Genomic DNA, 21,294 nt, shown 5'->3' with positions numbered 1-21,294 from the left:
CCAGTCCTATGGGCCTTCGGCATGTGGGTTGGGTTCATCCAGAGCAAAGGAACAACGGAAATAGTTGGCCGTATCCCGCCAAGCGCCAACGATCGGTTCCTGGATCTGCGCCAGCAGTTCACGGGCCTTGACGGGATCATTGGCCTGGCAGGCGAAGTACGCGAATGATTGCAGGTTCCATGGCGAGGGATAACGTGACAGCACGTCTTCGAAGCCGCGTTTCATGGTCGGCCAGTTCACTTTCGACTCGGTGAACAAACGGTCCTCGTACTCCCGCTGCGAGGCGACCCAGTAGATACGGGCGTACAGCATGTATTGGTCCTGCGGTGGGGCCGCAGCCATGACCCTGCGTGCATACGCTTCCAGGCCAGCTGGATCGCCGCCCCACTTCGGAGCGAAATAGCGCACGGCAGCAAAGTAGAGCGGGAAGTAGCCCGGATAGCGCGCGATGCCTTCGTCATGCAATGCGAAGAAGCGGTCTGCATCCCAACTCTGTTCGATCGCCCGGTGTTCCATCGACTCGTACCAGTACGGGTCCGTGCTGGCGATGTCCTTGTATTTCAGCAGGTAGTCAACGGCCTGCTGCTGCAGCGCCTTGAACGGTGCCCAGTCCTCTTCCTTCACCGTATTTGCATAGCCGGGGCCGCGGATGCTCCAGCCTTGGCGGCTGAGCATCTCAGCCATGGCCAGGCGCGCCGACGGCGACCTGGGGTAGCGCGAGATCCACGCCTGCACGAGCTTCTCGCGACCCTGCCAGTAGGCCGGGTCACGGTTGCTCATGCTGAAGGCATAGCCGATGCCTACGTAGTATGCCGAAAGCTTCCAGACACCACTGCTGAAGTAGCGATCCGTATCCCGGTAACGACTGGCGAGTTGCTCCAGTCTGGCGAAATCCTGCTTCTCCAGCAGTTGCTGTGCCTGCCGGGAGACTTCAGCGCGTTCGCTTGCTTCATCTTCGCTTGGTTTTTCGGCGTGCGTGATGGTCGCGCACGACAACAGCAGCACCACAAGCAGTGTTCGCATGAATCCATTCATGAGGGAAACTCCGTGTCGGGGACGGGGGCAGGGGCGTGGCAATGCAGGGTGGCACGATTGCCATCTCGCCATAGCAAGGGGCGTCGCGCAAGTCGACCGCGTGGTTGTCAAGCTGTCAGGGTCGTTGCCAGCCCACTGAGGGCGCCTGCATCGGCTATCATCGGCGTGTGAACCTGCCTGGCCTGCTGCTGCGTTGGATGTTGCTTGTTGCCCTGGTGCTGAATGCACCGGCGCTGGCGCTCGCTGCGTCTCCGTACAGCGGCCCGTCCAGCCGGGAGCATTGCGCTGCACCGCACTCAGCCGCGATGGCTGCGGCCGGCTGCTGCGATGATGCGGCCCCGGCGGCCTGCCAGAGCGGTGAGTGCGAATGCCCGCCGGCCTGTCTTGGCATGCTGGCGACATTGAACGGAACACCGGCCTCGCCCTGGCGCGAGGCGCCTGTTCCGGCCAATACCCAGCAACGCGCACCGCCGCCGAGACTCGACCCGTTGCGCCCCCCCATCGCGTGATTTCCTGCAGGCCTCACGCGCCTGCCGTAGCTGCTCGACTTCTTCTCGACTCTGCCCGCGCCTTCGATGCGCGGGCGGCGGGCTACGTTGCCCGCCTCTGCAAAGGAATCACTCAATGAACCGTACTCTCTCCCTCGGCCTGCTGCTGGGCACCGTGCTGGCCACGACAGCCTGCGCTCGTGCCGCCGAAGAATCCTCCGCGGCACCGGTCGCCAGCGAAGCACCGGCACCGGCCCAGGCCAGCCCGGCCAAGATCGATCCAGCCTTGCCGGTCGCCATCGTGCACAAGACCGCCAGCTGCGGTTGCTGCGGCATCTGGGTCGACCACCTGAAGGCCGCCGGCTTCCAGGTCGATGTGCGCGACACCGATGACATGAATCCAATCAAGGTCCGCTTGGGCGTGCCGGTCGGCAAGGCCTCCTGCCATACCGCCGAGATCGGCGGTTACTTGGTCGAGGGTCACATCCCGGCCGAGGACATCAAGCGCCTGCTGGCCGAACGCACGGCCGCGCGCGGGCTGGTGCTGCCCGGCATGCCGGCCGGTTCGCCGGGCATGGAAATGCCGGATGGCTACGTGCAGCCGTACACCGTCGAGCTGGTTCGCAACGATGGCATCACCGAACCGTTCGCCCAGCACGGGCAAGGTGGCTGACAGCCCGTGGTGGTGCCGGTCGGTCTGACCGGCACCTTTCCTCGCGGCCGACTTGCTCTTTGCAGAGTCGAGCCGTGATCGACTGCTCTGCGGCTCCGTCGAGCAAGCTCGACGCTACAGAATCAGCGGGTCCCGGCCGTTTCCCTGGCCAACTGCGCGTCGAACTTCTTCTCGGCCGCATCCGCGTAGGCGTTGCAGGTCAGTGCCTCGGCGCTGGCCTTGCTGCCGGCGGCGTAGTTCCAGTTGCTGGCGCCCGGATGCGGGGTGAGCAGCAGATCGCAGGGCAGCGCCCGCACCGTTGCGAAGCTGCGCTTGTAGTCCTCGATCAGGCGCGGATAACGGGGATTGCCCTTCAGCTGGTAACCCGGTGCGCTGAGGCTGTCGGCGTAGGCGATGCGCACCGGCTTGCCATCGCGGGTGTCGGTCCAGGTCCAGGCGGTGCTGCCCGGGGTGTGCCCTGGCATGAAGTGCGCGGTGAACGCGATGCCGCCCACCGTGACCACTTCGCCATCCATGATGATGCGGTCGGCGCTGGCCGGCGGATAGGTGATGCCGTCGCCAAAGTGCAGGTCGTTGCTGCCGCCGCGCGCCAGCAGCACCGCCGTTTCTGCATTGGCCGCCACATGCGCGCCGGTGCGACGCTTGAGCTCGGCGACCGGGCCGGCGTGGTCGGCATGCGCATGGCTGAGCAGGATCAATCGCAGGTCCTGCGGGGCCACGCCGCGCAGCTTCATGTTGTCCAGCAGGTGACCGGCCATCTGTGGCATGCCGCCATCCAGCAGTACTGCGCCCTCGGCGGTCTGCACCAGCAGCGCGGTCAGGTCCTCGGTGCCGATCTGCCAGGTGTGGTCGGCAACCTGCAGCGGCGCTATCGGCTGCAGCCAGGACGCATCCACGGTATAGGCCCGCAGTTGTGGCAGCGGTGCCTCGGCGGCGCTGGCGTGGGCGGCCGGAAGAGCGACGGCGAGGGCGAAGGCGAGCAGGGTAAAACGCATGATCCACGTCCGCTTGAAGGAGGCCCAGAAACTAGCATGGGCCTCCTTCATCGCGTCTCGCATAGATTTCATGGCTCCCATAAGGACGCCATGGATCAGTACCGGTACTGCCATCCCAGCGTCAGCACCCGGCCGCGGCCGGAGAAATAGCTCGGGTTCGACGGCGTGGTCTGCGAGTAGTAGCTGATGTACTGTTTGTCCGCCAGGTTCTGCACGCCCAGCGTGAAGGCATGCTTGTCCAGCGTATAGCGCGCGACCAGATCCACGGTGGTGTAACCCTTGAACTCAGCCACCCGCGCGCCACGCAGGTCGAAGTCGCGGTCGAAGGCATGGCTGGCCTGCAGGCGGGTGCTGAGCTGCGGCGTCCAGCTCTGTTCCCAGAACGCGGTCAGCCGGTTCGGTGCGATGTTGACGCCGGCCAGGTCGCTGTCGAGGCGACCGTCGATGTCGGCGTCGTAGCGACCGTTGGCGCGTGCATAGCCCAGTCCGAGGTGGCTGTTGCCCAGCCGCAGGCGCAGGTTGCTTTCAAAGCCTTCCACGCGGGTGGCCTGGCGCTGCACCGCATAGGCATCGATACCCGGATCGTAGATCAGTACCGAACCCAGCTTGGATTCGGAGGTGTAGTAGGCAATGTCAGCGCTGAAGCGGCCATTGTCGTACTCCAGGCCGATCTCGCGGTTGTCCGACACCACCGGTGACAGGTCGATGAGGCTGTCCACGCGCTGGCCGTCGCGGTTGATCGCGCGCAGCACGCGGCCGACGTCGGCCACGGTGTAGCCTTCCGAATACGAGGCGTAGGCGTTGAGGCGATCGTTGATGTACCAGACCGCGCCGAAGTTGGGCAGGGTCTCGCTCATGGTCGGCTTGCCGCCGGCCACCTTGCGTGCGCCGTAGCGGGGCAGGGTGGTGTAGTCACCCACTTCCAGCTCGCCCTTTTCGTAACGCAGGCCGCCGGACAACATCAGCTGATCGGTCGGCCACCAGTGCAGCTGCAGCAGCGGTGACAGGCTCTGGTAGGTGGTCTGCGGCACCCAGTTCATGCCACTGGCCAGCAGCATCTGGTGGGTGCGGTCGCGCAGGCCGTCCAGGCCCAGGGTCACGTCCAGCGTGGTGTCGGCGATGCGGCTCCAGCTCTGGGTCAGCTTGAAGCCGCGCTTGTCCGATTCGTTCTGGGTCTGGTCCCAGGCGGCATTGGCGCCGGTGTTGCCCCACGGATCCCATTGGCTGGCACCGTAGCGGCCTTCGAAATCCACCGCGAAGGCCTGCGCCTGGAAATGGCCGCCGAGCAGGTCGGCGGCGCTGTAGTCCACCGTCAGCGAACGCGAGCGGTTCATCGGCGGATCGAGCGGCGTATCGCCGGGGATTGAAATGGTCGGGCGACCGGTCCGGTAGTCACCGTTGATGGCCAGGTAGTTGTCCAGCCCGCGCAGTTCGTAGCGGTTGGCCATGACCTGCAGGCGGTGGCCGTCGGCAATGTTCCAGCCCAGCTTGGCAAATACGTTCGATGAGGTCGAGTCCATCAGCTCGCCCTGCGCGTTGGTGCCGATCGATCGGCCCTCGCCGTCGTGATACAGGCCCTGCTTCTCATAGGCCAAGCCAGCGACCAGGTCGAACTGCTCGCCGCGCACGCCCACCAGGGCCGAGCCGCGCTGGCCATTGTCGTCGTGGCGGCTGGGCAGGGCAGCGCTGTAGCTGACGTTGCTGTCGAGCAGGAACGCGCCCGGCTCACTGGGCGCACCGCGGGTGATGATGTTGACGATGCCGCCGGTACCGCCGATGCCCTGCAGCGCGTTGGCGCCGTGGATGACCTCGATGCGTTCGATCATCGCCGGGTCGATGGTGTGCGAATCACGCGAGCCATCGCGCAGTGGCGTGGACTGCGGCACGCCGTCGACCATGTACAGGATGCCGCGGCCGCGCATGGTTTCGCCGTAGTTGGACATCTTCTCGCGCGCCGGGGCAAACGCCGGGATCTGCGACGACAGCACCCGCGACACATCCGAGCCCAATGCCAGCTGCTGGGCGATGTCCTCGCGGGTCAGCACCGTGATGGTATTGGGCATGGCGGTCTCGCCCTGCGGCATGCGCGCGGTCGAGGCCGAGACCGTGACGCGGGCCAGCGACGTCGTTGTGGCGGATGACGGCGCCGATGATGCGGCCCGGGCCGGGGTACGCGGCTTCGCCGGCGCTGGCGCGGCACTCACCACGAACACCCCTGGCGAACGTTCCTGCATCGCCAGGCCTTGGCCTGCCAGCAGCCGCTGCAGGGCCTCACGCGCGGTGTGGCGGCCATCAACAGCCGGGGCGCTGCGGCCGCTCACGCTGTCGGCGGCGAACAACAGCTGGATGCCACTCTGCCGCGCCAGCGCAGTGAGCGAGGCCTGCAACGGGCCGGCCGGCACGTGCAGCTCGACGGGCGCGGACGCAGCGGTCTGCGCCATGGCGGGCAGGGCCGCACACAGGCAGGCAGCGAGCAGGGTAGGGGCCAACCGGCGCAGGGCGGCAGGCGGAACAGGGCGGGTCATGCGGGGGTCCTTCGGAAGGGTTCAAGCACTTGCCGGATGGGACGGCGCGCAACCCACCCTCGGTGTGGCATTCAATCGCGGGCGCGCAGATGCAGGCTGCCATCGGAAGCGGTGTGCACCTGTACCGGCAGGATCTCGGGCAGCAGCGCGAGTACGGTTTCGGCGCGGTCGGCATCGAAGACGCCTGACACCTGCAGCGGCCCCAGTACCGGGTCGTCCAGCACGATGGGACGGTCGTGATATCGCTGAAGAATGCGCAGCACCTCGGCCAACGGCATGCGGTCGAACTGCAGCCGCCCACGGGTCCAGTCGGCTCGATCCGGGTCCACCGCTTCCGGCGGAGACAACGATCCTGGCTGGGCCAGCACACGCTGCCCCGGCTTCAGGCGCTGCTCGGCGCCCCCGCCGTCCACACGCACGCCCACCTCGCCGCGCCACAGGGTTATCTCGCTGAGGTTGCCCTGCCGGTCAACGTCGAACACCGTGCCGTAGTTGCGCACATGCACTGCCCCGGCCTCGACCTCGAACGGGCGCCAGGTCGAGTGCTGCACCTGGAAACGGGCCTGGCCCTGCACCAGCACCACCTGCCGCGAGCGAATGTGCCTGCGAACCTGCAGATGGGTACCGGCGTCGAGCAGCAGATGGCTGCCATCGGGCAGGCAGATGCCGCGGCGTTCGCCCACCGCGCTCCGATAGTCGTGCACCTGCCATGCCGGGTCGGCAATGAACACGCCCGTGGCCGTGATCAGCAGCAGCGGCAGGACGATCTTCGCCGCACGCCGACCGCGACGACGCTGCAGCGCATCCGCGCTGGGCATGGGGAAGCGTTCCTTCAGGGCATCGCGATGCTGGTCCAGCACCTGGTCGGTGGTTGCGGGTTGGACCGGCGGTTGCGGTGTGGACGGCGGCGGTTGTGGGCTCATCGCAGGCCAGCCGACTGTTGGCAATCGGCCATGGCCAGGCGCAGGTGGCGCTCCACCGCCTTCTGGCCGATACCCATGCGGCGGGCAACCTCAGCCTGTGGCAGTTCGTGGATCTTGTGCAGGATGAAGACCTGCTGGCGGCGGCAGGGCATGCGTTCGATGGTGGCGCCCAGTCGTTGCAGTGCCTGCTGTCCCTGCGCCTGCTGCTCAGGCCCGGGGCGCGGGCAGGCGTCATCGGGCAGCTCGGCACGCGCCTCCACCCAGTGCCGGCGCAGATCCTCGGCGCGGCAGCGATCCACCGCCGTATCGTGCGCGATCCGCCGCAGCAGCGCGATGGGGTGCCGTGCATCGTAGGCGGCCGGGCGTTCCAGCAGGCGCACGCAGACATCGTGCACCACCTCACGGGCCAACCCCGGCGAGCGGAAACGGCGGCGCAGGTACTCCACCAGTTCCTCGTAATGGCGCACCAGCGAGGACACCAGCGGCAACGCAGGACGGGGTAGGGAAGGCAGCTGGGACATCCGGACCGGAAGCAAGGGCAAGGGGCGTGCGCGGGGAGGACATCCCTGCGCGATGACGCAATACTAATGGGAACCGTTCGCGTTTGCCATGTGGGGCGCGGGTCGGGATTGTTCGTCGGAACTGGAAGGTGAAACCACGATCATCGTCTGTCGCGCAGAATCGGCCGCGGCTAGCCTGCCAGCAGGCTCAAGGAGATGGACCATGCACGTGCTTCTGGTGATGGTGGGTGGGGTGCTGTTGTTGGGGGTATTCCTGCTCTTCGGGCGGCTGTGGAGCGTAGGCCAGTCACAGCTGCCCACGGCCCTGCTCGCGTTCATTGCCACCTGGCTGCTGGTGACGCTGGCCAACATGTGGGTGGGCGTGAGCAAGGCCGGCTACGCCGTGCAGGAGGAACTGCCGATCCTGCTGCTGGTGTTCGTGGTGCCGGCCCTGCTGGCTGGACTGCTGTACTGGCGCTTGGCGCGCTGAAGGACGGCCATGAGCACACGACTGAGACTGCCCGCCCTGCGCCAGCGCGATGGCCACCACGCCCGCGTGACCTACGAAGAGCTGTTCTTTGATCTGGTCTACGTCTTTGCGGTTACCCAGCTCAGCCACCATCTGCTGCATCACCTGGACCTGGTCGGGGTGATGCAGACGCTGGTGCTGTGGTTCGCGGTCTGGCTGGGCTGGCAGTACGCCTGCTGGGTCAGCAACTGGTTCGATCCCGAGGCGCCACGCATCCGCAGCCTGCTGTTCGTCACCATGTTGCTGGCGCTGTTGATGTCCTCGTCCATTCCCGAGGCCTTCGCTGAACGCGCCTGGGTCTTCGCGGGGGCGTACGCCACCATGCAGGTCGGGCGCACGGTGTTCGTGCTGCTGGAGGTCGGTCGCAGCCATCCGTTGGCGCCCAATTTCCGACGCATGCTGGCGTGGGTGAGCGTGTCGGCCTGCTTCTGGCTGGCAGGCGCCGCCGCCGAGGGCAATCTGCGCCTGGCGTTGTGGGCGGTGGCGGTGGCCTGCGAATACATCTCGCCGATGTTCGGTTTCGCGTTTCCGGGCCTGGGCCGGTCGCACACCCGCGAGTGGACCATCGAAGGCGGGCACCTGGCCGAGCGTTGCCAGTTGTTCGTCATCGTCGCACTCGGCGAGACGCTGCTGGCTACCGGTGGCGTGCTCAGCGAGGTCGAGCAGTGGAGTGCTGCGGTGGTGTCTGCGGTGCTCGCCACCTTCGCCGGCACCATCGCCATGTGGTGGCTGTATTTCGGCATCTCCAGCCGAGACGCCACCGCAGCGATCACCCATTCCGAGGACCCCGGGCGGATGGGCGCCAATTTCCACTACGTGCATGCGCTGCTGATCGCCGGCATCATTGCCACTGCGGTGGGCAACGACCTGGTGATGGATCACCCGGAAGCGGCGGTGACCCCGGTCTACGCCACGGTGCTGGTAGCGGGGCCGTTGATCTATCTGCTGGGCAGCGCCTTGTACAAGCGCATTGTGTACGGGCGCGCCCCGTATTCGCATCTGTTCGGTGCCGTGGCGCTGGTCGTGTTGGGCGTGGTCTTGCCGCACACCCATCTGCTGGCCGCCGGTTGGCTGACCAGTGCGGTGCTGCTGGCCGTGGGCTTGATGGATACGCGGTTGAAGCGTCGCCTGAAGCGGGCGTGATCCGTTGCGTCAGCAAAGCGCTCCAGCCGCGATCGAACGCAAGCGCTGAGCAGTCGATTGACACTCGACTTCAGCACCGCTGCACAAGAAATGCTGGCAGGCTAGGCCAGCGCGGCGGCCATCGCTGCAAGCTTGCCTACCGTGTTCATGTTGCGGGCAGTGCCTTGCTGGGCATAGGACATCCGCAGGCGCGAGTCGGCCATGCCAGCACCGTAATGAACGAAGATCTCGCGCGTGCCGAGTGCAAGCTGTTCATCACGCCGGCCGGTCACGCCGTCCAACGGATCGGCGGGGAGGCTGGCATCGAGGAACAATGCCACCACACGGTTACCGGCGGCCTGCGGAAACGGATTGCGCGCCACCACGTCGGCGATCTCGCTGGCCGATCGCACCAGCACGCCTACCGGCTTGCCGGCGTAGGCCTTCAGCCGTCGGGCGAGGGCCTCCCGCACGGCGGCTTCATCAAGCCCGCTGCGGAACACCGCGTTGCCACTGGCGATGTAGGTGCGGGTGTCGGAAAAGCCGGCGTCCTTGCACACTGCCACCAGTTCGCGCATCGGCAGCTTGCCGGTGCCGCCGACGTTGACCGCGCGCAGCAATGCGACGTACGCGTTCATGGCGTCCCCGCCTGCAGGCGGTCGTACATGCGTACGAGGTCAACCAGGGTGCGTGCGCCCATCTTGCGCATCACCTGCGCACGGCGCACCTTCACCGTGATCTCGCTGACGCCGAGGTCACCGGCGATCTGCTTGTTGAGCCGGCCGCGCACCACGCCATCGACCACCTCGCGCTCGCCAGCGTTGAGGGTGTCCCAGCGCAGTTGCAGTGCGCCGAGTGCCTCGCCGTCGCGGCGGCGCTGGCGGTCGATCTCGATGCCCTTGTGGATGGCATCGAGCAGCTCCTGGTCACGGAAGGGCTTGGTCAGGAATTCGATGGCGCCATCCTTGATTGCGTTGACGCCCATCGCGATGTCGCCGTGGCCGGTGATGAACACCACCGGCAGCTGCAGGCCGTGGCTGCCCATCGTGCGATGGAATTCGAGGCCGCTCTGGCCGGGCATGCGCACGTCCAGCACCAGGCACGCTGGCGCGTCTTCCAGGTCGTGTTCGAGGAAGGCCTGGGTGGAGGCGAAGGCCCGCACCTGCAGGCCCATCGAGGCCAGCAGGTCTTCCAGTGCGGCGCGCACCGACGGATCGTCGTCGACCACGTAGACGATGGGCGCTGGGTCGATGGCTGGGGCAGCGGGCTTACGCATGTTGAACGTCCGAGGCGATGGGCAGGTCGAACACGAAGCAGGCACCGCCGCCTGCCGGCCGTTCGGCGCGGATCTGGCCGTCATTGGCTTCGATCATCGAACGGCTCAGGCTGAGGCCCAGGCCGAGCCCATGTGATTTGGTGGTCCAGAATGCATCGAATACTCGCTCGGGATGATCGGCGGGCAGGCCGACACCACGGTCGCGCACGCTGAGACTGACCCGCTGACCGTCACGCCGGGTCAGCAGCGACAGTCGCCGGTCCGCAGCAGGGACTGGCTCCATCGCGTCCACCGCATTGAGGATCAGGTTGCCGATCACCTGCTGTACCTGCACGCGGTCGGCGTGTACCGGCGGCAGGTCGGCGTCCAGCAGCAGCGCCACCGCCACGCCGTGCTGGTCCAGCTCGCTGCGCGACAGCGCCAGCATTTCCTCCACCGCCTGGTTCAGGTCGAAGGCGCGTCGTTCCGGTGCCGCGCCCTGGGTCAGGCCGCGGATGCGGGCGATCACGTCACCGGCGCGGTGCGCGTCGGCCAGGATGCGGGCCACGGTCTGCCGGGCCTTGTCCACGTTCGGAGGGTCCTGCGCCAGCCAGCGCTGGCAGGCTTCGGCGCTGCTGGCGATGGCGGCCAGTGGCTGGTTGACTTCATGGGCGATGGAGGTGGTGAGCTCGCCCACGGTGGAGGCGCGTGCCACCCGCAGCAGGCGGCCCTGCGCTTCCTGCACGGCGGCCTTGGCCGCTTCCATGTTCAGGGCGAGATAGGTGGTGATGCCGATCACCAGCATGCCGATGACCGAATTGACCAGGCCGATGCGGTAGGTGCCGAAGCGGGTGAGGAAGAAACTCAGCCCGGTGAGTGCGATACAGGCGACGGCCAGGGAGATCAGCCCGCGCGCGCTCAGTACGCGCGCTGCGGCGAGGATGACCGCCGCATAGAAGCAGGCGGCGGCGACCGCGTAATCGGTGACGGTATCGATCAGGAAGATCGCCGCCATCACGATGATCAGGGCCAGCAGCACCAGCGGGCGGCGGGGCGACAGCGATGGCATCGGGACAGTTCCCTGGCGTGGGCGGAAAGGATAGCAAAGCCGGCTTTGGTGGACGCCGACCTTGGTCGGCGTGCTCTCGTGCGGTGGGTGCCGACCGTTGGTCGGCACAAACCAGAGCGATGCCTGGTAGTGCCGGCCGCTGGCCGGCAACTGCACGGTGCTTCGGAGATCACGAGGTTGCCGGCCAGCGGCCGGCACTACTCCTCCAGGCTGGCGTTCCAGAAGCCCTGCAGCACACCGGGCGTGGTCGCCAGGGTGGCCAGCACGGCATCGAGCTCACCGGCATCCACCGTGGTGGCATACAGCACCGCTTCGATCTCCACATCGCGCTCACCGAACGGGCGCTGGTCCACCGCGCGCACCGGATACTGTGCCTGCTCAAGCAGCAGCAACAGCTGGTCCAGCACCTCGGCCTGCTGCTCGCGCTGGCAGACCACGTTGATCGCATAGGTCGCCTCGCTGAACGCTTCCGGCAGCGGCTGCCGCTGGATGCGGTTCACCAGCGGCCGCAGCAGGGTATTGGCGGCCAGCACGAACACCGCCGCGAGTACTGCTTCGGGCAGCAGCTTGATACCGGCACAGGCGCCCACCGCCGCCGATCCCCACAGGGTGGCGGCGGTGTTCAGGCCGGACACCTGCGCGCCGTCCTTCATGATCGCGCCGGCACCGAGGAAGCCGACGCCGGAGATCACATACGCAACCACATGCAGTGGTGAGGGTGGTCCGCCGTACAGATCATGGAAGCGCACGGCCAGATCGACGAACACCGCCGCTCCCACCGCCACCAGGGTGTTGGTGCGCAGGCCCGCGGTGCGTTGGCGCAGCTGCCGTTCCAGGCCGATGGCCGTGCCCAGCACGAACGCCACCGACAGGCTGATCAGCGAACTCAGGGTTGCGCCGGCGTTGAACGCCGGCAGGTTCGGATTGATGTCCATTGTAATTCTCCCTGGACAAGGCGGCGGGCGCTTACTGCCAGCCGTAACGACGGATGTAGAACCGCTTCAGCGCAGTGGTCAGCACCGCATAGCCGAACAGGATCGCCACCAGGAACGGCCAGTAGCCGGCCGGCAGCGCCTGCAGCTTGAAATAGCCGGCCAGCGGGCTCATCGGCAGAGCCACGCCAATGGCCATGATCAGGCCGGTCATCAGCAGAAGCGGCGGCGCGGCGATGCTCTGCAGGAACGGCACCTTCGGCGTGCGGATCATGTGCACGATCAGGGTCTGGGTGAGCAGGCCGACCACGAACCAGCCGGACTGGAACAGGCCCTGGTCGGCCGGCGTGCGTGCATCGAACACGTACCACATCAGCGCGAAGCAACTCAGGTCGAAGATCGAGCTGATCGGCCCGAAAAACACCATGAAGCGGCCGATGTCCGCCGGATTCCATTTCAGTGGCTTGCGCACCAGCTCCTCGTCCACGTTGTCGAACGGAATGGCGATCTGCGAGATGTCGTACAGCAGGTTCTGCACCAGCAGCTGCAGCGGCAGCATCGGCAGGAACGGCAGGAAGGCCGAGGCCACCAGCACCGAGAACACGTTGCCGAAGTTGGAACTGGCGGTCATGCGGATGTACTTCAGCATGTTGTTGAACGTGCGCCGGCCCTGGATGACACCTTCCTCCAGCACCATCAGGTTCTTTTCCAGCAGGATGATGTCGGCCGCCTCCTTGGCGATGTCCACCGCGCTGTCCACGCTGATGCCGATGTCGGCTGCGCGCAGCGCCGGTGCATCGTTGATGCCGTCACCGAGGAAGCCGACCACCTTGCCCTGCGCGCGCAGCTCGCGTACCAGGCGCTCCTTGTGCAGCGGCGTCAGCCGGGCGAATACGCGGTGGTGGTGCAGCGCCCGCGACAGCGCGCCGTCATCCATGCGCTCGATCTGCGGGCCGGTCAGGATGGAGTCGGCGTCCAGCCCCACCTGTGCGCAGACACGGGCGGTCACCAGTTCGTTGTCGCCGGTGAAGACCTTGACCTCCACGCCATGCGCGGCCAGCGCCTGCAGCGCCTGCGCTGCCGATTCCTTCGGCGGGTCCAGGAAGGCCACGTAGCCGACCAGGGTCAGGTCGCACTCGTCGGCCTGCGAATAGGTGGTCTGGCTGGCGGCGGTCTCCTTCATCGCCACCGCCACCACGCGCAGGCCCTGTTCGTTCAGTTCCTCGGTGGTCTGCCGCACGCGGGCCAGGCGGTGCTCGTCCAGTGGCATGTCCCGGCCGTTCTCGCGCACGGTGCTGCACACCGCCAGCATTTCTTCCACCGCGCCCTTGCAGATCAGCTCGTGGTGGTCCTCGCGCTCTGACACCACCACCGACATGCGGCGGCGCTCGAAGTCGAACGGAATCTCGTCCACCTTGTGGTAGTCCTGCGACAGCCGCAGCGAGCTCTGCAGCTCCACGTGTTCCAGCACCGCGCGGTCCAGGAGGTTGATCAGCCCGGTCTGGAAGTGGCTGTTGAGATAGGCGAACTTCAGTACGTCTTCCGAATCGTGGCCGAACACATCGGTGTGGCGCTCCAGCGCGATCCTGTCCTGGGTGAGGGTGCCGGTCTTGTCGGTGCACAGCACTTCCATCGCGCCGAAGTTCTGGATCGCGTCCAAGCGCTTGACGATCACCTTGCGCCGCGACAGCAGCACCGCGCCCTTGGCCAGGGTGGAGGTGACGATCATCGGCAGCATCTCCGGGGTGAGGCCCACCGCCACCGACAGCGCGAACAGGAACGCCTCGGTCCAGTCGCCCTTGGTCCAGCCGTTGATCAGCAGCACGAACGGCACCATCACCAGCGCAAAGCGGATCAGCAGCCAGCTGACACTGTTGACCCCCGCCTGGAAGGCGGTCGGTGCGCGGTCGGTGGCGGTGCTGCGCTGGGCCAACGTTCCGAAGTAGGTGCGGTTGCCGGTGGCCAGCACGATGGCCGTGGCCGTGCCGGACACCACATTGGTACCCATGAACAGCAGGTTGTGCTGTTCCAGCAGGCCGGCCAGTCCGTCGCCCGGGTGCGCGAACTTCTCCACCGGCAGCGACTCACCGGTCATTGCCGCCTGCGCCACGAACAGGTCCTTGGCGGTCAGCACGCGGCAATCGGCCGGAATCATGTCGCCGGCCGACAGCACGATATGGTCGCCGGGCACCAGCTCGCGGATCGGCAGGTCCAGCAGGCGCGCCGGGCGACGACTGTGCAGGTGGGCGCCGAAGTACTGGTCGGCCACATCGGCGGCTTCGGTACCCGGATTGCGGCGCAGTACGCGCGCGGTGTTGCCCACCAATGCCTTCAACCGTTCGGCAGCGCGGTTGGAGCGGCCCTCCTGCACGAAGCGGATCAGCGTGGACAGCAGCACCATCGCACCGATCACCACGGTGGCCTTGATGTCCTCGGTCAGCCAGGACACTGCCGCCAGGACCGTCAGCAGCAGGTTGAACGGATTGCGGTAGCACTGCCACAGGTGCCGCCACCACGGCAGCGGCTTTTCGTGATCCACCTCGTTGGGGCCAAGCGTGGCCTGCCGTTCCTCGGCCTCATGCGGGCTGAGACCATCGGCATGCGATTCAAGGGTGGCGAGCAGCTCGGTTTCGCCCTGCTGGGCGAGGGTGACCAGGCCGGTGGTGAGTGCGAACGGCGCCGCTTCGGCACTGCCCGGGCCGAAGCCGGCCTCGGGCATCGCGCGCCGGCGGAACAGGTTGCCTGCGCGACGGCTGCGCAGGAAGGCGTTGAACCAGGCGTTGAGCAGGCTCATGGGACTCTCCTCGAATGTCAGAGCCGGCCGGGGCCGGAACACGAACGGAATGGACGAAGCAGTTCAGGCGTGGCGCATCGCCAGCACCGCCGGTGACCACGGCTGCATGTGCAGGCGCTGGCTGCCGCCGATGCACAGTGGCTTCATCGCATCGCGCAGGGGATAGGGCAGATGACGCAGCACAGCGATGCGCTCGCTGATCGGCAGCAGCGACAAGGCGTCGGCCACCACGCGCGGCGAACCGAGCGACAGCGAACGGGCAAACATGACCGGGCCGTATTGCAGCAGCTGGCTGCGCAGGGCGGCAACATCGCGCTCGCCGATCAGGCGGCGCAGGGTGATGTAGAGGATCTTGTAGGACACGGGGGCGAGCTCCAGGCAGGCGGCGCCTGGCGATCCCCGTCACTCAGGCAGGCAGGGACAGGCGGGCAGGCGCCAGGAACAGGCAACAAGCGGTGATCCGGGGTGCGGCGCACCCGGCAGGGTCGGGGTCCATCTGCGTCTCCATGAGGGAAAGGTGCCAGCCAGGGTTGCCCTAGCCGGTGGTGCTATTGTCCGCCCCTGAATGGGACAGTCCTAGAGGCCCGTGGGTTAGCCCGGCTATACCTTGGTATAGCCGTACACAGGTTGGCGCAGCCGAGGGTTGATCACTGCGTCAGTGCGAGGTGCTGGTCTGCTTGCACACGTCGTACTCGCCGCGGCTCAGCTTCTGGTCGCGGTCGGTATCGCAGGCGTGCAGGCGCCCGGCCCAGTCCGGCGCCACCGCATCCACCTCGGCCAGGGTGACGACGCCGTCTTTGTCCTTGTCCAGTGCCGCATAGGCCGGGATGAGCTTTACCTCGGTCACTTCATCGGTGGCAGTGGCCTTGCCGGCCTCCTGGCTTCTGGAGCACGCGCCCAGCAGCAGGCCGGCGGTCATGATGAGGGCGGCGGGAAGGTAGCGGAAACCTGTCATGGCTTGCTCCTGTGATGGAAATCGCCACGCTGGCGACCCTGACGCAATCATCAGCAGCGATCCGTAAGCGACGCGCGAAAAATGCAGGCCGGCATGCAGGCAAGTGCCTTGCGGTTCATCGCCATCGTGTCGGTCCGGTGTGCCCGGGTGTGCAGACTCGGAATTGTTTCAAGCAGCTGGCGTATGTCGACTTTTGCAACTTGTTGCATATCGAACTTGTGATCCAGTCGTGAAAATTTGAGCTCGCCTCCTGCTGCGCGCTCACCATGCCTCGTCTTCTCTCACTGCTTCTTCTGGTCCTCCTTTCCGGCACCGCACGTGCATCGACACCCCAGATCAACGTCGGCGTGCTGTTCGATTACCTGCAACCTGCGCACAGCAACCTGCTCAAGCGCATCCGCAACACCGGTGATGCCACGGCCTATGTGCGCGTGGAGGTCACCGAGATGCACTTCGATGCGCAGGGAAAGGCCAGCGAGGCACCGGTGGATACCACAGCATTGGTCCGCAATGCACCGGACGCACAGGGCGTCATCGCCAGTCCCAGCCGCCTGATCATCGCCGGCAGCGGGCAGCAGGCCACACGCCTGGTGTATCGCGGTGCGCGTGACCGGGAACGCTACTACCGCTTGCGCTTCATTCCGGTGGCCCCGACGGCCGAGGAATTCTCGCTCAGCGAGGAACAGGCCCGTGAGGCGTCGGAGCTGACCTCGGCCATCCGCGTGTTCACTGGTTACGGCACGATTTTCTTCGTCGCACCGGACAACCCGCATTACGACACGCTCATCGAGCCGCGACAGGTGCGCAATCGTGGCAATGCCACCGTGGTGCTGGACAACCTGCGCCAGTGCGAGCGCGACCGCCCAGACACCTGCACACCTGGAATCATCGCCCATGTGCGTCCCGGCAACAGCTATGCGCTGCAGGCCGCCGAACACCAGTTCCTGCGCTTCGAGCTTCTCGAAGGCGAGAGCCAGCGCAGCATCGACTCACGCCGCTGAACGCACTCCCACCGATGGATCTGTTCCGAACGGGCCTGCCAGGCGCCCGCTGGGACTGCATTGCCCTTGCCTGGCACCTTGATATCCACTCTTGAACCTGGAGTACATCGATGTCCCTGAAGACCACTTTGCTGGCAGCGGCGACCGCCCTGCTGATCACCCCGGCCGTTGCCCTGGCAGCGCCCGAAACCAAGTCGATCACCGTCAACGTCACCGCCGACGTGCCGAACGCGTCCGGCCTGCAGGTGTCCACACCGGACGGCTGGGAAGGCCTGCCGCAGAACCTGCCGTGGGACACCGCCCGCCAGGAGCTGATTGAGCTGACCGGCCGCGTCATCAACGTGAAGTCACCGGCGGCCATCAGTGCCTATCTCACCGCGCCGGCGCAGATGTCATCGGCGGCAGACGTGGTGGACCTGGTCGTCAAACTGGACAACAAGGTCGTGCCGGCCACCGCGGCAGCCAAGATCGAGGTGGCCACTGAATCGCAGGCGGCGGCCGGCAAGTCGCTGGCGTTTGCCATCGCCCCGACTGCGCCGGCCGGTGGCTACAAGCAGGGCCGCTACGGCGGCCAGTTCCACATGATCTTCGAGAGCGACATCTGACGATCAAGCAGCTTCGTGCTCTCCCTTCCGCATCAGGGATGCGGAGGGAGGGCACGGGGATCCGCCCATGAGACTTCCCATCCGTCCCGCATCTCCAGCCCTCGCGCGCCTGGCTGCTGGCATCGGCGCCGTGGTGTTTGCCGCGTCGAGCCAGGCCGCCGGCCTAGCGCTCGGCGAGCTGCCCAGCCTGCTGGAGCAGCGCGAGCGCATGCCAGCGGAGTTCCGCGAGTACCTGTTTGGCAATCCGCTGACCGTGCGGGTGGAGCTGGACGGGGACTATCTGGGCGACGCCGAAGTTCTGTTGCACGAAGACAATCGCGTGCAGCTGATTGGATTCGGCGAAGCGCATGGGAGCACGTGGCCAGAGAGCGAACGTACGCGCTGGGCTGACGCGCTGGCCGAGCCGTTGCTGCTCGGGGTGTGCCCTCAGCAATGCCGTGGGCTCGCGGCGCTGCACTATAGCCTGTCCAACTCCCTTCTCAGCCTGTTGACCCCGGCGGGCGCGCACAAGGAAGGGCGCCACGTCGCGTTGCCGGAGGGAGGCAGCCATGGCCTGATCGTGCGCAACAGCCTGGCTGTGCATGGCGGCCAGGAGCAGCAGGCCACTGCACGCTACAGTGCCGAACTGCGGGGGAGCGTCGGGCGCTGGAGTACCGTCGGCAGCTATCAGTACTATGCCCAACCGGGCAGCCGCGAGCACTATCTCAGCGCCCTGTATGCGCAGCGCGAGCTGGGCGACCATTTCGTGCGCGCGGGGTATTTTCTGCCCACATTCGAGGGCATCATCCGCCAACCGCGTGCACCGGGTTCGCAGAACGATACCGCGCTGGGATTCATGCTCGGCTCGTCGGACGTGCTGCTGGCCGACACGCGCAGCCACAGCGTGTACCCGGTCTACGTCACCGCGAGCCGCGAAGGCGTGGTGGAGATCCTGCGCGATGGCAATCTGCTGTCCACGCAGGCGGTCAAGCCCGGTATCCAGGAAATCGACACCCGTCGCCTGCCGGGGGGCATCTACGACGTGGAACTGCGCGTCGTCGAAGATGGCCATGAGGCCTCCCGTGAGACTGCGTCGATCCACAAGCCCAGCCGTTGGAGCGACCCCAGCCGCCGTTGGCGCTACAGCGTGTTTGCCGGCCAACAGCGCGGCCTGCTCGATAGTGGTCGCGCAACGCAGGAGGGCAAGCTGGCCGCGGGTGCGGTGGTCAATTACCTGGTGCATCCCCGTGCGGTGGCCGGTGCCACGGTGCAGCAGATCGGCGCGCGGCGTGCGACTGGCCTGTCGATGGACTGGCAGGCAAACGACCGCGTCAGCACCTACACCAATTTCTATACCTCCAGTGATGCCGGGCGTGGCATGGACCTGCAGGGGCTGTACCGCTACCGCGCCGGTTCTGTGGTGGCCAACCATGCGCGCAGCTGGGCCGAGCAGCGCCAGCGCGTCCTGCCTGGTGACGGTTCTGCACCGCGCTGGGAAACGCGTGGCGGCTGGCAGGACACCACGGCGGTATCCATCACCCATCGTTTCAGCCACCGCGACAACGCCACCCTGCGTGTGGCCCGCAGCTCGGGCTTCACCAAGGGCACCGGCATTGACGTCTCCTATGGCCGTCGCGAGACCCTGTTCGGCAAGCATGATGTGAACTGGCGGGTCTCGGCCTACGACCGCCCCGGCAGCCGCTTCACCCACTATCGCAGGCAGCGCGGTATCGATCTGACCGTCAGTGTGTCGCTGGGCAGTGAACGCCGCAGCTACAGTGGCAGCCTGGGCAGTCGCACCGGTGAGGCTGGCCAGCGCGACACCTATGTCAGCGCGGCAGCGACGCAACGCGTCGACGGCAAGCTGCTGCAGAGCGTGAACGGCATGATCAGTGCCGAGCGCAGCGGCGTCGGTGCCACCGCGGGTGCCTATCTGCAGAGCTCGCTGCTGGAGGGCGACCTGCAACTGTACCGTGGCGCAGGCTCGGGCCGTGTCAGTGGCAGCGCCAACCTGGACAGTACGCTGGTGATCGGCGGTGGCCATGCAGCGGTGCTGGGCCAGGGGCGCAGCGGCAGCGTGGATACCGGCATCATCGTTGACGTGCGTAGCGACTACCCTGGTATTGCGTTGCGTGCCGATGACAGCCGGGGCGGCGGCGTGGAACTGAAGCCGGGGCGCAACTTCGTGCCGGTTACTGCTTACCGGGCAGGCCATGTGCAGTTCGACTTCCAGGGTCGGAACGCGCCCGCCGCCACGCTGCAGCCTGCCACCGTCAGCTACCACCTGAACAAGGGCGGGGTCATGCACACCACCGTGGATGTGCTGCGCACCTTCACCGTAATGGGTCAGGTACTCGATGCCGAGGGCAACGGCATGCGCGGTGTGCAGGTGATCAATCACGCCGGGCGCAGCGTCAGCCAGGAAGAAGGGTTCTTCACCCTTGAGCTCAGCGCGCGCGCGCCGGTGGTGGAGCTGCGCTACCCGAACCTGGTCAGCTGTGTGCTGACGATGGAGGAGGGTCGCTATCCGCGCGAGGGGGATGTATTGATGGTGGGAAGAGTGGGGTGTCCGTCGCAGAAGGCTGGGGGCTAAGTGGAGGCTGTCTATACAAAGAAGGACGAACGCATGCGAATGAATCGCAGCACCTGGCGCTACACGCTCATGTCCGCCATCTTCATTGGATTGTCCGCGGCAATACCATGCGCCTGGTCGCTGGAGCTGGATATCATGGCGGAGTTCCGCCCGAACGCACTCAATCCTTCGCACGACCGCTTCGTGAACACAACGCCGGAATCAGGCCTCTGTCATCTGGGCGAGCTACTACAACTGCAAGGCCCACGGTGTCTTCTCGCTGGCGCTGCCAATCGATGTCAGCTTTCTTGATGTGCCTGCAGATGGTGATGCCAGGCAATCGTTCCATCTGAAAATTCCATCAAGGAAGAGAACGCTGAAGGTCTCCAATGGCTCGCATGAATCCGAGGTTGCCATTCGCATTGGAATCCTGGCGGGTGATGCCGTCCTCCCCGCGGATGTAAGGCAGTTGGTCGGCGCGGATCCTTCCAGTGGTGCCTATGATGCACACTATGCGTTATGGGATGGCAGCTGGGGCCTGTTCTTGCCGCCCGCACCCTGCCGGGGTCGCGGCGGCCCCATCATGGGTACTGCGTTCAGCGCGCTGTTCGTATGGGAGTTCGCTGACGATGGCAGCTGTGTAAAGCGTGCGCGCCACGCCATCCCCGGGAAACTGAGCATTTCCCGCGGGCTCAGCTTCTCCTATGAGCTGGTTACGCCAGATCCACTGTTGATGCAGAATGGTATATACAGGGGACGCTTGGACCTGGATATGGGGCCTGGTGGAGACTTTGACTTCGGTGACAACGCGGTGGTGTCCGACAGGCTTCTTTCCCTGAACTTCACGCTGCATGTCGCCCATGATTTCCAGGTCAACTTTGCTGGTGAGCAGCCTGGCGTGCAGTTGGTGCCGGAGGGAGGCTGGTCGCAATGGAGTGGGCACGGTCGCGCCCCCCGATGGTTGCGCCAGGAGCTTCCGTTCCACCTCACCACATCGATGGATTTCAGCGTGAAGCTGCGCTGTGAGTTCGAGGCTGGCGGGCGATGCGGTATCCGCAACGCCGGCGCTGATGGTGCGGTGCCGGTGGACCTGGATGTCACCATTCCGGGCATGAGCAACGTGCGCGATGGACGGCCTGCGCAGAACGCAGCGCTGCTGCCGGATGATGCGCGGGCGCCACGTTTCACGCCGGATGGCTATCTGGTGTAGCGGCGTTCGACGCTGCGCTTTACTGCTGGGCGTGACGCGGTGACGGAGATGCTGAAGTCACCCGGTTCGCATTGGCAGGGCAACATGACGGTGGTGTTTGATGCCAATCCGTGACGTGCGGAGAGCGAGCCT

The 21,294-nt window shown here is 66.1% G+C and carries 19 protein-coding genes; 7 read left to right on the top strand and 12 right to left on the bottom strand.

The features are described from left to right. Positions 1–6 precede the first annotated feature (6 nt). Positions 7–1,008: a DUF4034 domain-containing protein gene (locus AC5P60_RS05315; protein ID WP_495201699.1), complete on the bottom strand. Its 1,002-nt coding sequence runs from the start codon at positions 1,006–1,008 to the stop codon at positions 7–9. Positions 1,009–1,659: 651 nt separating this feature from the next. On the opposite strand from AC5P60_RS05315, the gene AC5P60_RS05310 reads away from it, so the two are divergent. Further along, complete coding sequence (locus AC5P60_RS05310; protein ID WP_080353466.1) at positions 1,660–2,196, top strand: DUF411 domain-containing protein; 537 nt, start codon at positions 1,660–1,662, stop codon at positions 2,194–2,196. Between the two features lie 122 nt (positions 2,197–2,318). Here the strand turns inward: AC5P60_RS05310 and blaL1 are convergent, their stop codons facing one another. From blaL1 to AC5P60_RS05290, 4 genes are all read right to left on the bottom strand, one after another. Then, the gene (blaL1, locus tag AC5P60_RS05305; protein WP_049454169.1) at positions 2,319–3,191 is read right to left on the bottom strand and encodes a L1 family subclass B3 metallo-beta-lactamase; all 873 of its coding nucleotides are present in this window, start codon (positions 3,189–3,191) and stop codon (positions 2,319–2,321) included. A gap of 95 nt (positions 3,192–3,286) precedes the next feature. Then, positions 3,287–5,716 (bottom strand): TonB-dependent receptor, encoded by a 2,430-nt coding sequence (locus AC5P60_RS05300; protein WP_049454163.1) that lies wholly within the window; start codon positions 5,714–5,716, stop codon positions 3,287–3,289. Positions 5,717–5,787: 71 nt separating this feature from the next. Beyond that, positions 5,788–6,639, bottom strand: a complete 852-nt coding sequence (locus tag AC5P60_RS05295) for a FecR family protein (protein ID WP_049454161.1) — start codon at positions 6,637–6,639, stop codon at positions 5,788–5,790. Next, positions 6,636–7,160 carry an RNA polymerase sigma factor gene (locus AC5P60_RS05290; RefSeq protein WP_049403342.1) on the bottom strand — a complete coding sequence of 175 codons (525 nt, stop codon included), beginning with the start codon at positions 7,158–7,160 and terminating at the stop codon, positions 6,636–6,638. The genes AC5P60_RS05295 and AC5P60_RS05290 overlap by 4 nt, the downstream gene beginning before the upstream one ends. Positions 7,161–7,362: 202 nt before the next feature. On the opposite strand from AC5P60_RS05290, the gene AC5P60_RS05285 reads away from it, so the two are divergent. Further along, positions 7,363–7,629, top strand: coding sequence for a hypothetical protein (locus AC5P60_RS05285; RefSeq protein ID WP_033835014.1), 267 nt, complete (start codon positions 7,363–7,365; stop codon positions 7,627–7,629). A gap of 9 nt (positions 7,630–7,638) precedes the next feature. Next, positions 7,639–8,811: a low temperature requirement protein A gene (locus AC5P60_RS05280; protein ID WP_033835013.1), complete on the top strand. Its 1,173-nt coding sequence runs from the start codon at positions 7,639–7,641 to the stop codon at positions 8,809–8,811. Between the two features lie 101 nt (positions 8,812–8,912). On the opposite strand, the gene AC5P60_RS05275 is transcribed toward AC5P60_RS05280, so the two are convergent. The 7 genes from AC5P60_RS05275 to AC5P60_RS05245 all read right to left on the bottom strand — a co-directional run bounded on the left by AC5P60_RS05275 (position 8,913) and on the right by AC5P60_RS05245 (position 15,795). Then, the gene (locus AC5P60_RS05275; protein WP_111108903.1) at positions 8,913–9,428 is read right to left on the bottom strand and encodes a DUF1697 domain-containing protein; all 516 of its coding nucleotides are present in this window, start codon (positions 9,426–9,428) and stop codon (positions 8,913–8,915) included. After that, positions 9,425–10,066 (bottom strand): response regulator transcription factor, encoded by a 642-nt coding sequence (locus AC5P60_RS05270; RefSeq protein WP_033835011.1) that lies wholly within the window; start codon positions 10,064–10,066, stop codon positions 9,425–9,427. Before AC5P60_RS05270 ends, AC5P60_RS05275 begins: the two co-directional genes overlap by 4 nt. Further along, positions 10,059–11,114 (bottom strand): sensor histidine kinase, encoded by a 1,056-nt coding sequence (locus AC5P60_RS05265; protein ID WP_033835010.1) that lies wholly within the window; start codon positions 11,112–11,114, stop codon positions 10,059–10,061. The genes AC5P60_RS05270 and AC5P60_RS05265 overlap by 8 nt, the downstream gene beginning before the upstream one ends. A gap of 197 nt (positions 11,115–11,311) precedes the next feature. Then, a complete protein-coding gene (locus AC5P60_RS05260) occupies positions 11,312–12,049 on the bottom strand; it encodes an MgtC/SapB family protein (protein ID WP_033835009.1) in 738 nt (245 codons plus the stop codon). Positions 12,050–12,080: 31 nt separating this feature from the next. Next, positions 12,081–14,840 carry a magnesium-translocating P-type ATPase gene (gene mgtA, locus AC5P60_RS05255; RefSeq protein WP_049433539.1) on the bottom strand — a complete coding sequence of 920 codons (2,760 nt, stop codon included), beginning with the start codon at positions 14,838–14,840 and terminating at the stop codon, positions 12,081–12,083. A 63-nt stretch (positions 14,841–14,903) separates the two neighbouring features. Next, positions 14,904–15,203, bottom strand: coding sequence for a hypothetical protein (locus tag AC5P60_RS05250; protein WP_483693183.1), 300 nt, complete (start codon positions 15,201–15,203; stop codon positions 14,904–14,906). 292 nt (positions 15,204–15,495) lie between these two features. Next, positions 15,496–15,795, bottom strand: coding sequence for an EF-hand domain-containing protein (locus AC5P60_RS05245; protein WP_033834296.1), 300 nt, complete (start codon positions 15,793–15,795; stop codon positions 15,496–15,498). A gap of 266 nt (positions 15,796–16,061) precedes the next feature. Between AC5P60_RS05245 and AC5P60_RS05240 the strand changes: the two genes are divergently transcribed. The 4 genes from AC5P60_RS05240 to AC5P60_RS05225 all read left to right on the top strand — a co-directional run bounded on the left by AC5P60_RS05240 (position 16,062) and on the right by AC5P60_RS05225 (position 21,162). Next, positions 16,062–16,796 carry a hypothetical protein gene (locus AC5P60_RS05240; RefSeq protein ID WP_033834295.1) on the top strand — a complete coding sequence of 245 codons (735 nt, stop codon included), beginning with the start codon at positions 16,062–16,064 and terminating at the stop codon, positions 16,794–16,796. A gap of 110 nt (positions 16,797–16,906) precedes the next feature. After that, positions 16,907–17,401: a CS1 type fimbrial major subunit gene (locus AC5P60_RS05235; protein WP_483693182.1), complete on the top strand. Its 495-nt coding sequence runs from the start codon at positions 16,907–16,909 to the stop codon at positions 17,399–17,401. Positions 17,402–17,468: 67 nt separating this feature from the next. Next, the gene (locus tag AC5P60_RS05230; RefSeq protein WP_495201698.1) at positions 17,469–19,973 is read left to right on the top strand and encodes a TcfC E-set like domain-containing protein; all 2,505 of its coding nucleotides are present in this window, start codon (positions 17,469–17,471) and stop codon (positions 19,971–19,973) included. A 562-nt stretch (positions 19,974–20,535) separates the two neighbouring features. After that, complete coding sequence (locus AC5P60_RS05225; RefSeq protein ID WP_483693180.1) at positions 20,536–21,162, top strand: hypothetical protein; 627 nt, start codon at positions 20,536–20,538, stop codon at positions 21,160–21,162. Positions 21,163–21,294 lie beyond the last annotated feature (132 nt).

Source organism: Stenotrophomonas sp. YJH_SMC_120 (assembly GCF_059368675.1).
Note: the sequence above shows the minus strand (reverse complement) of the source record. Positions and strands in the feature narration are given on the sequence as shown.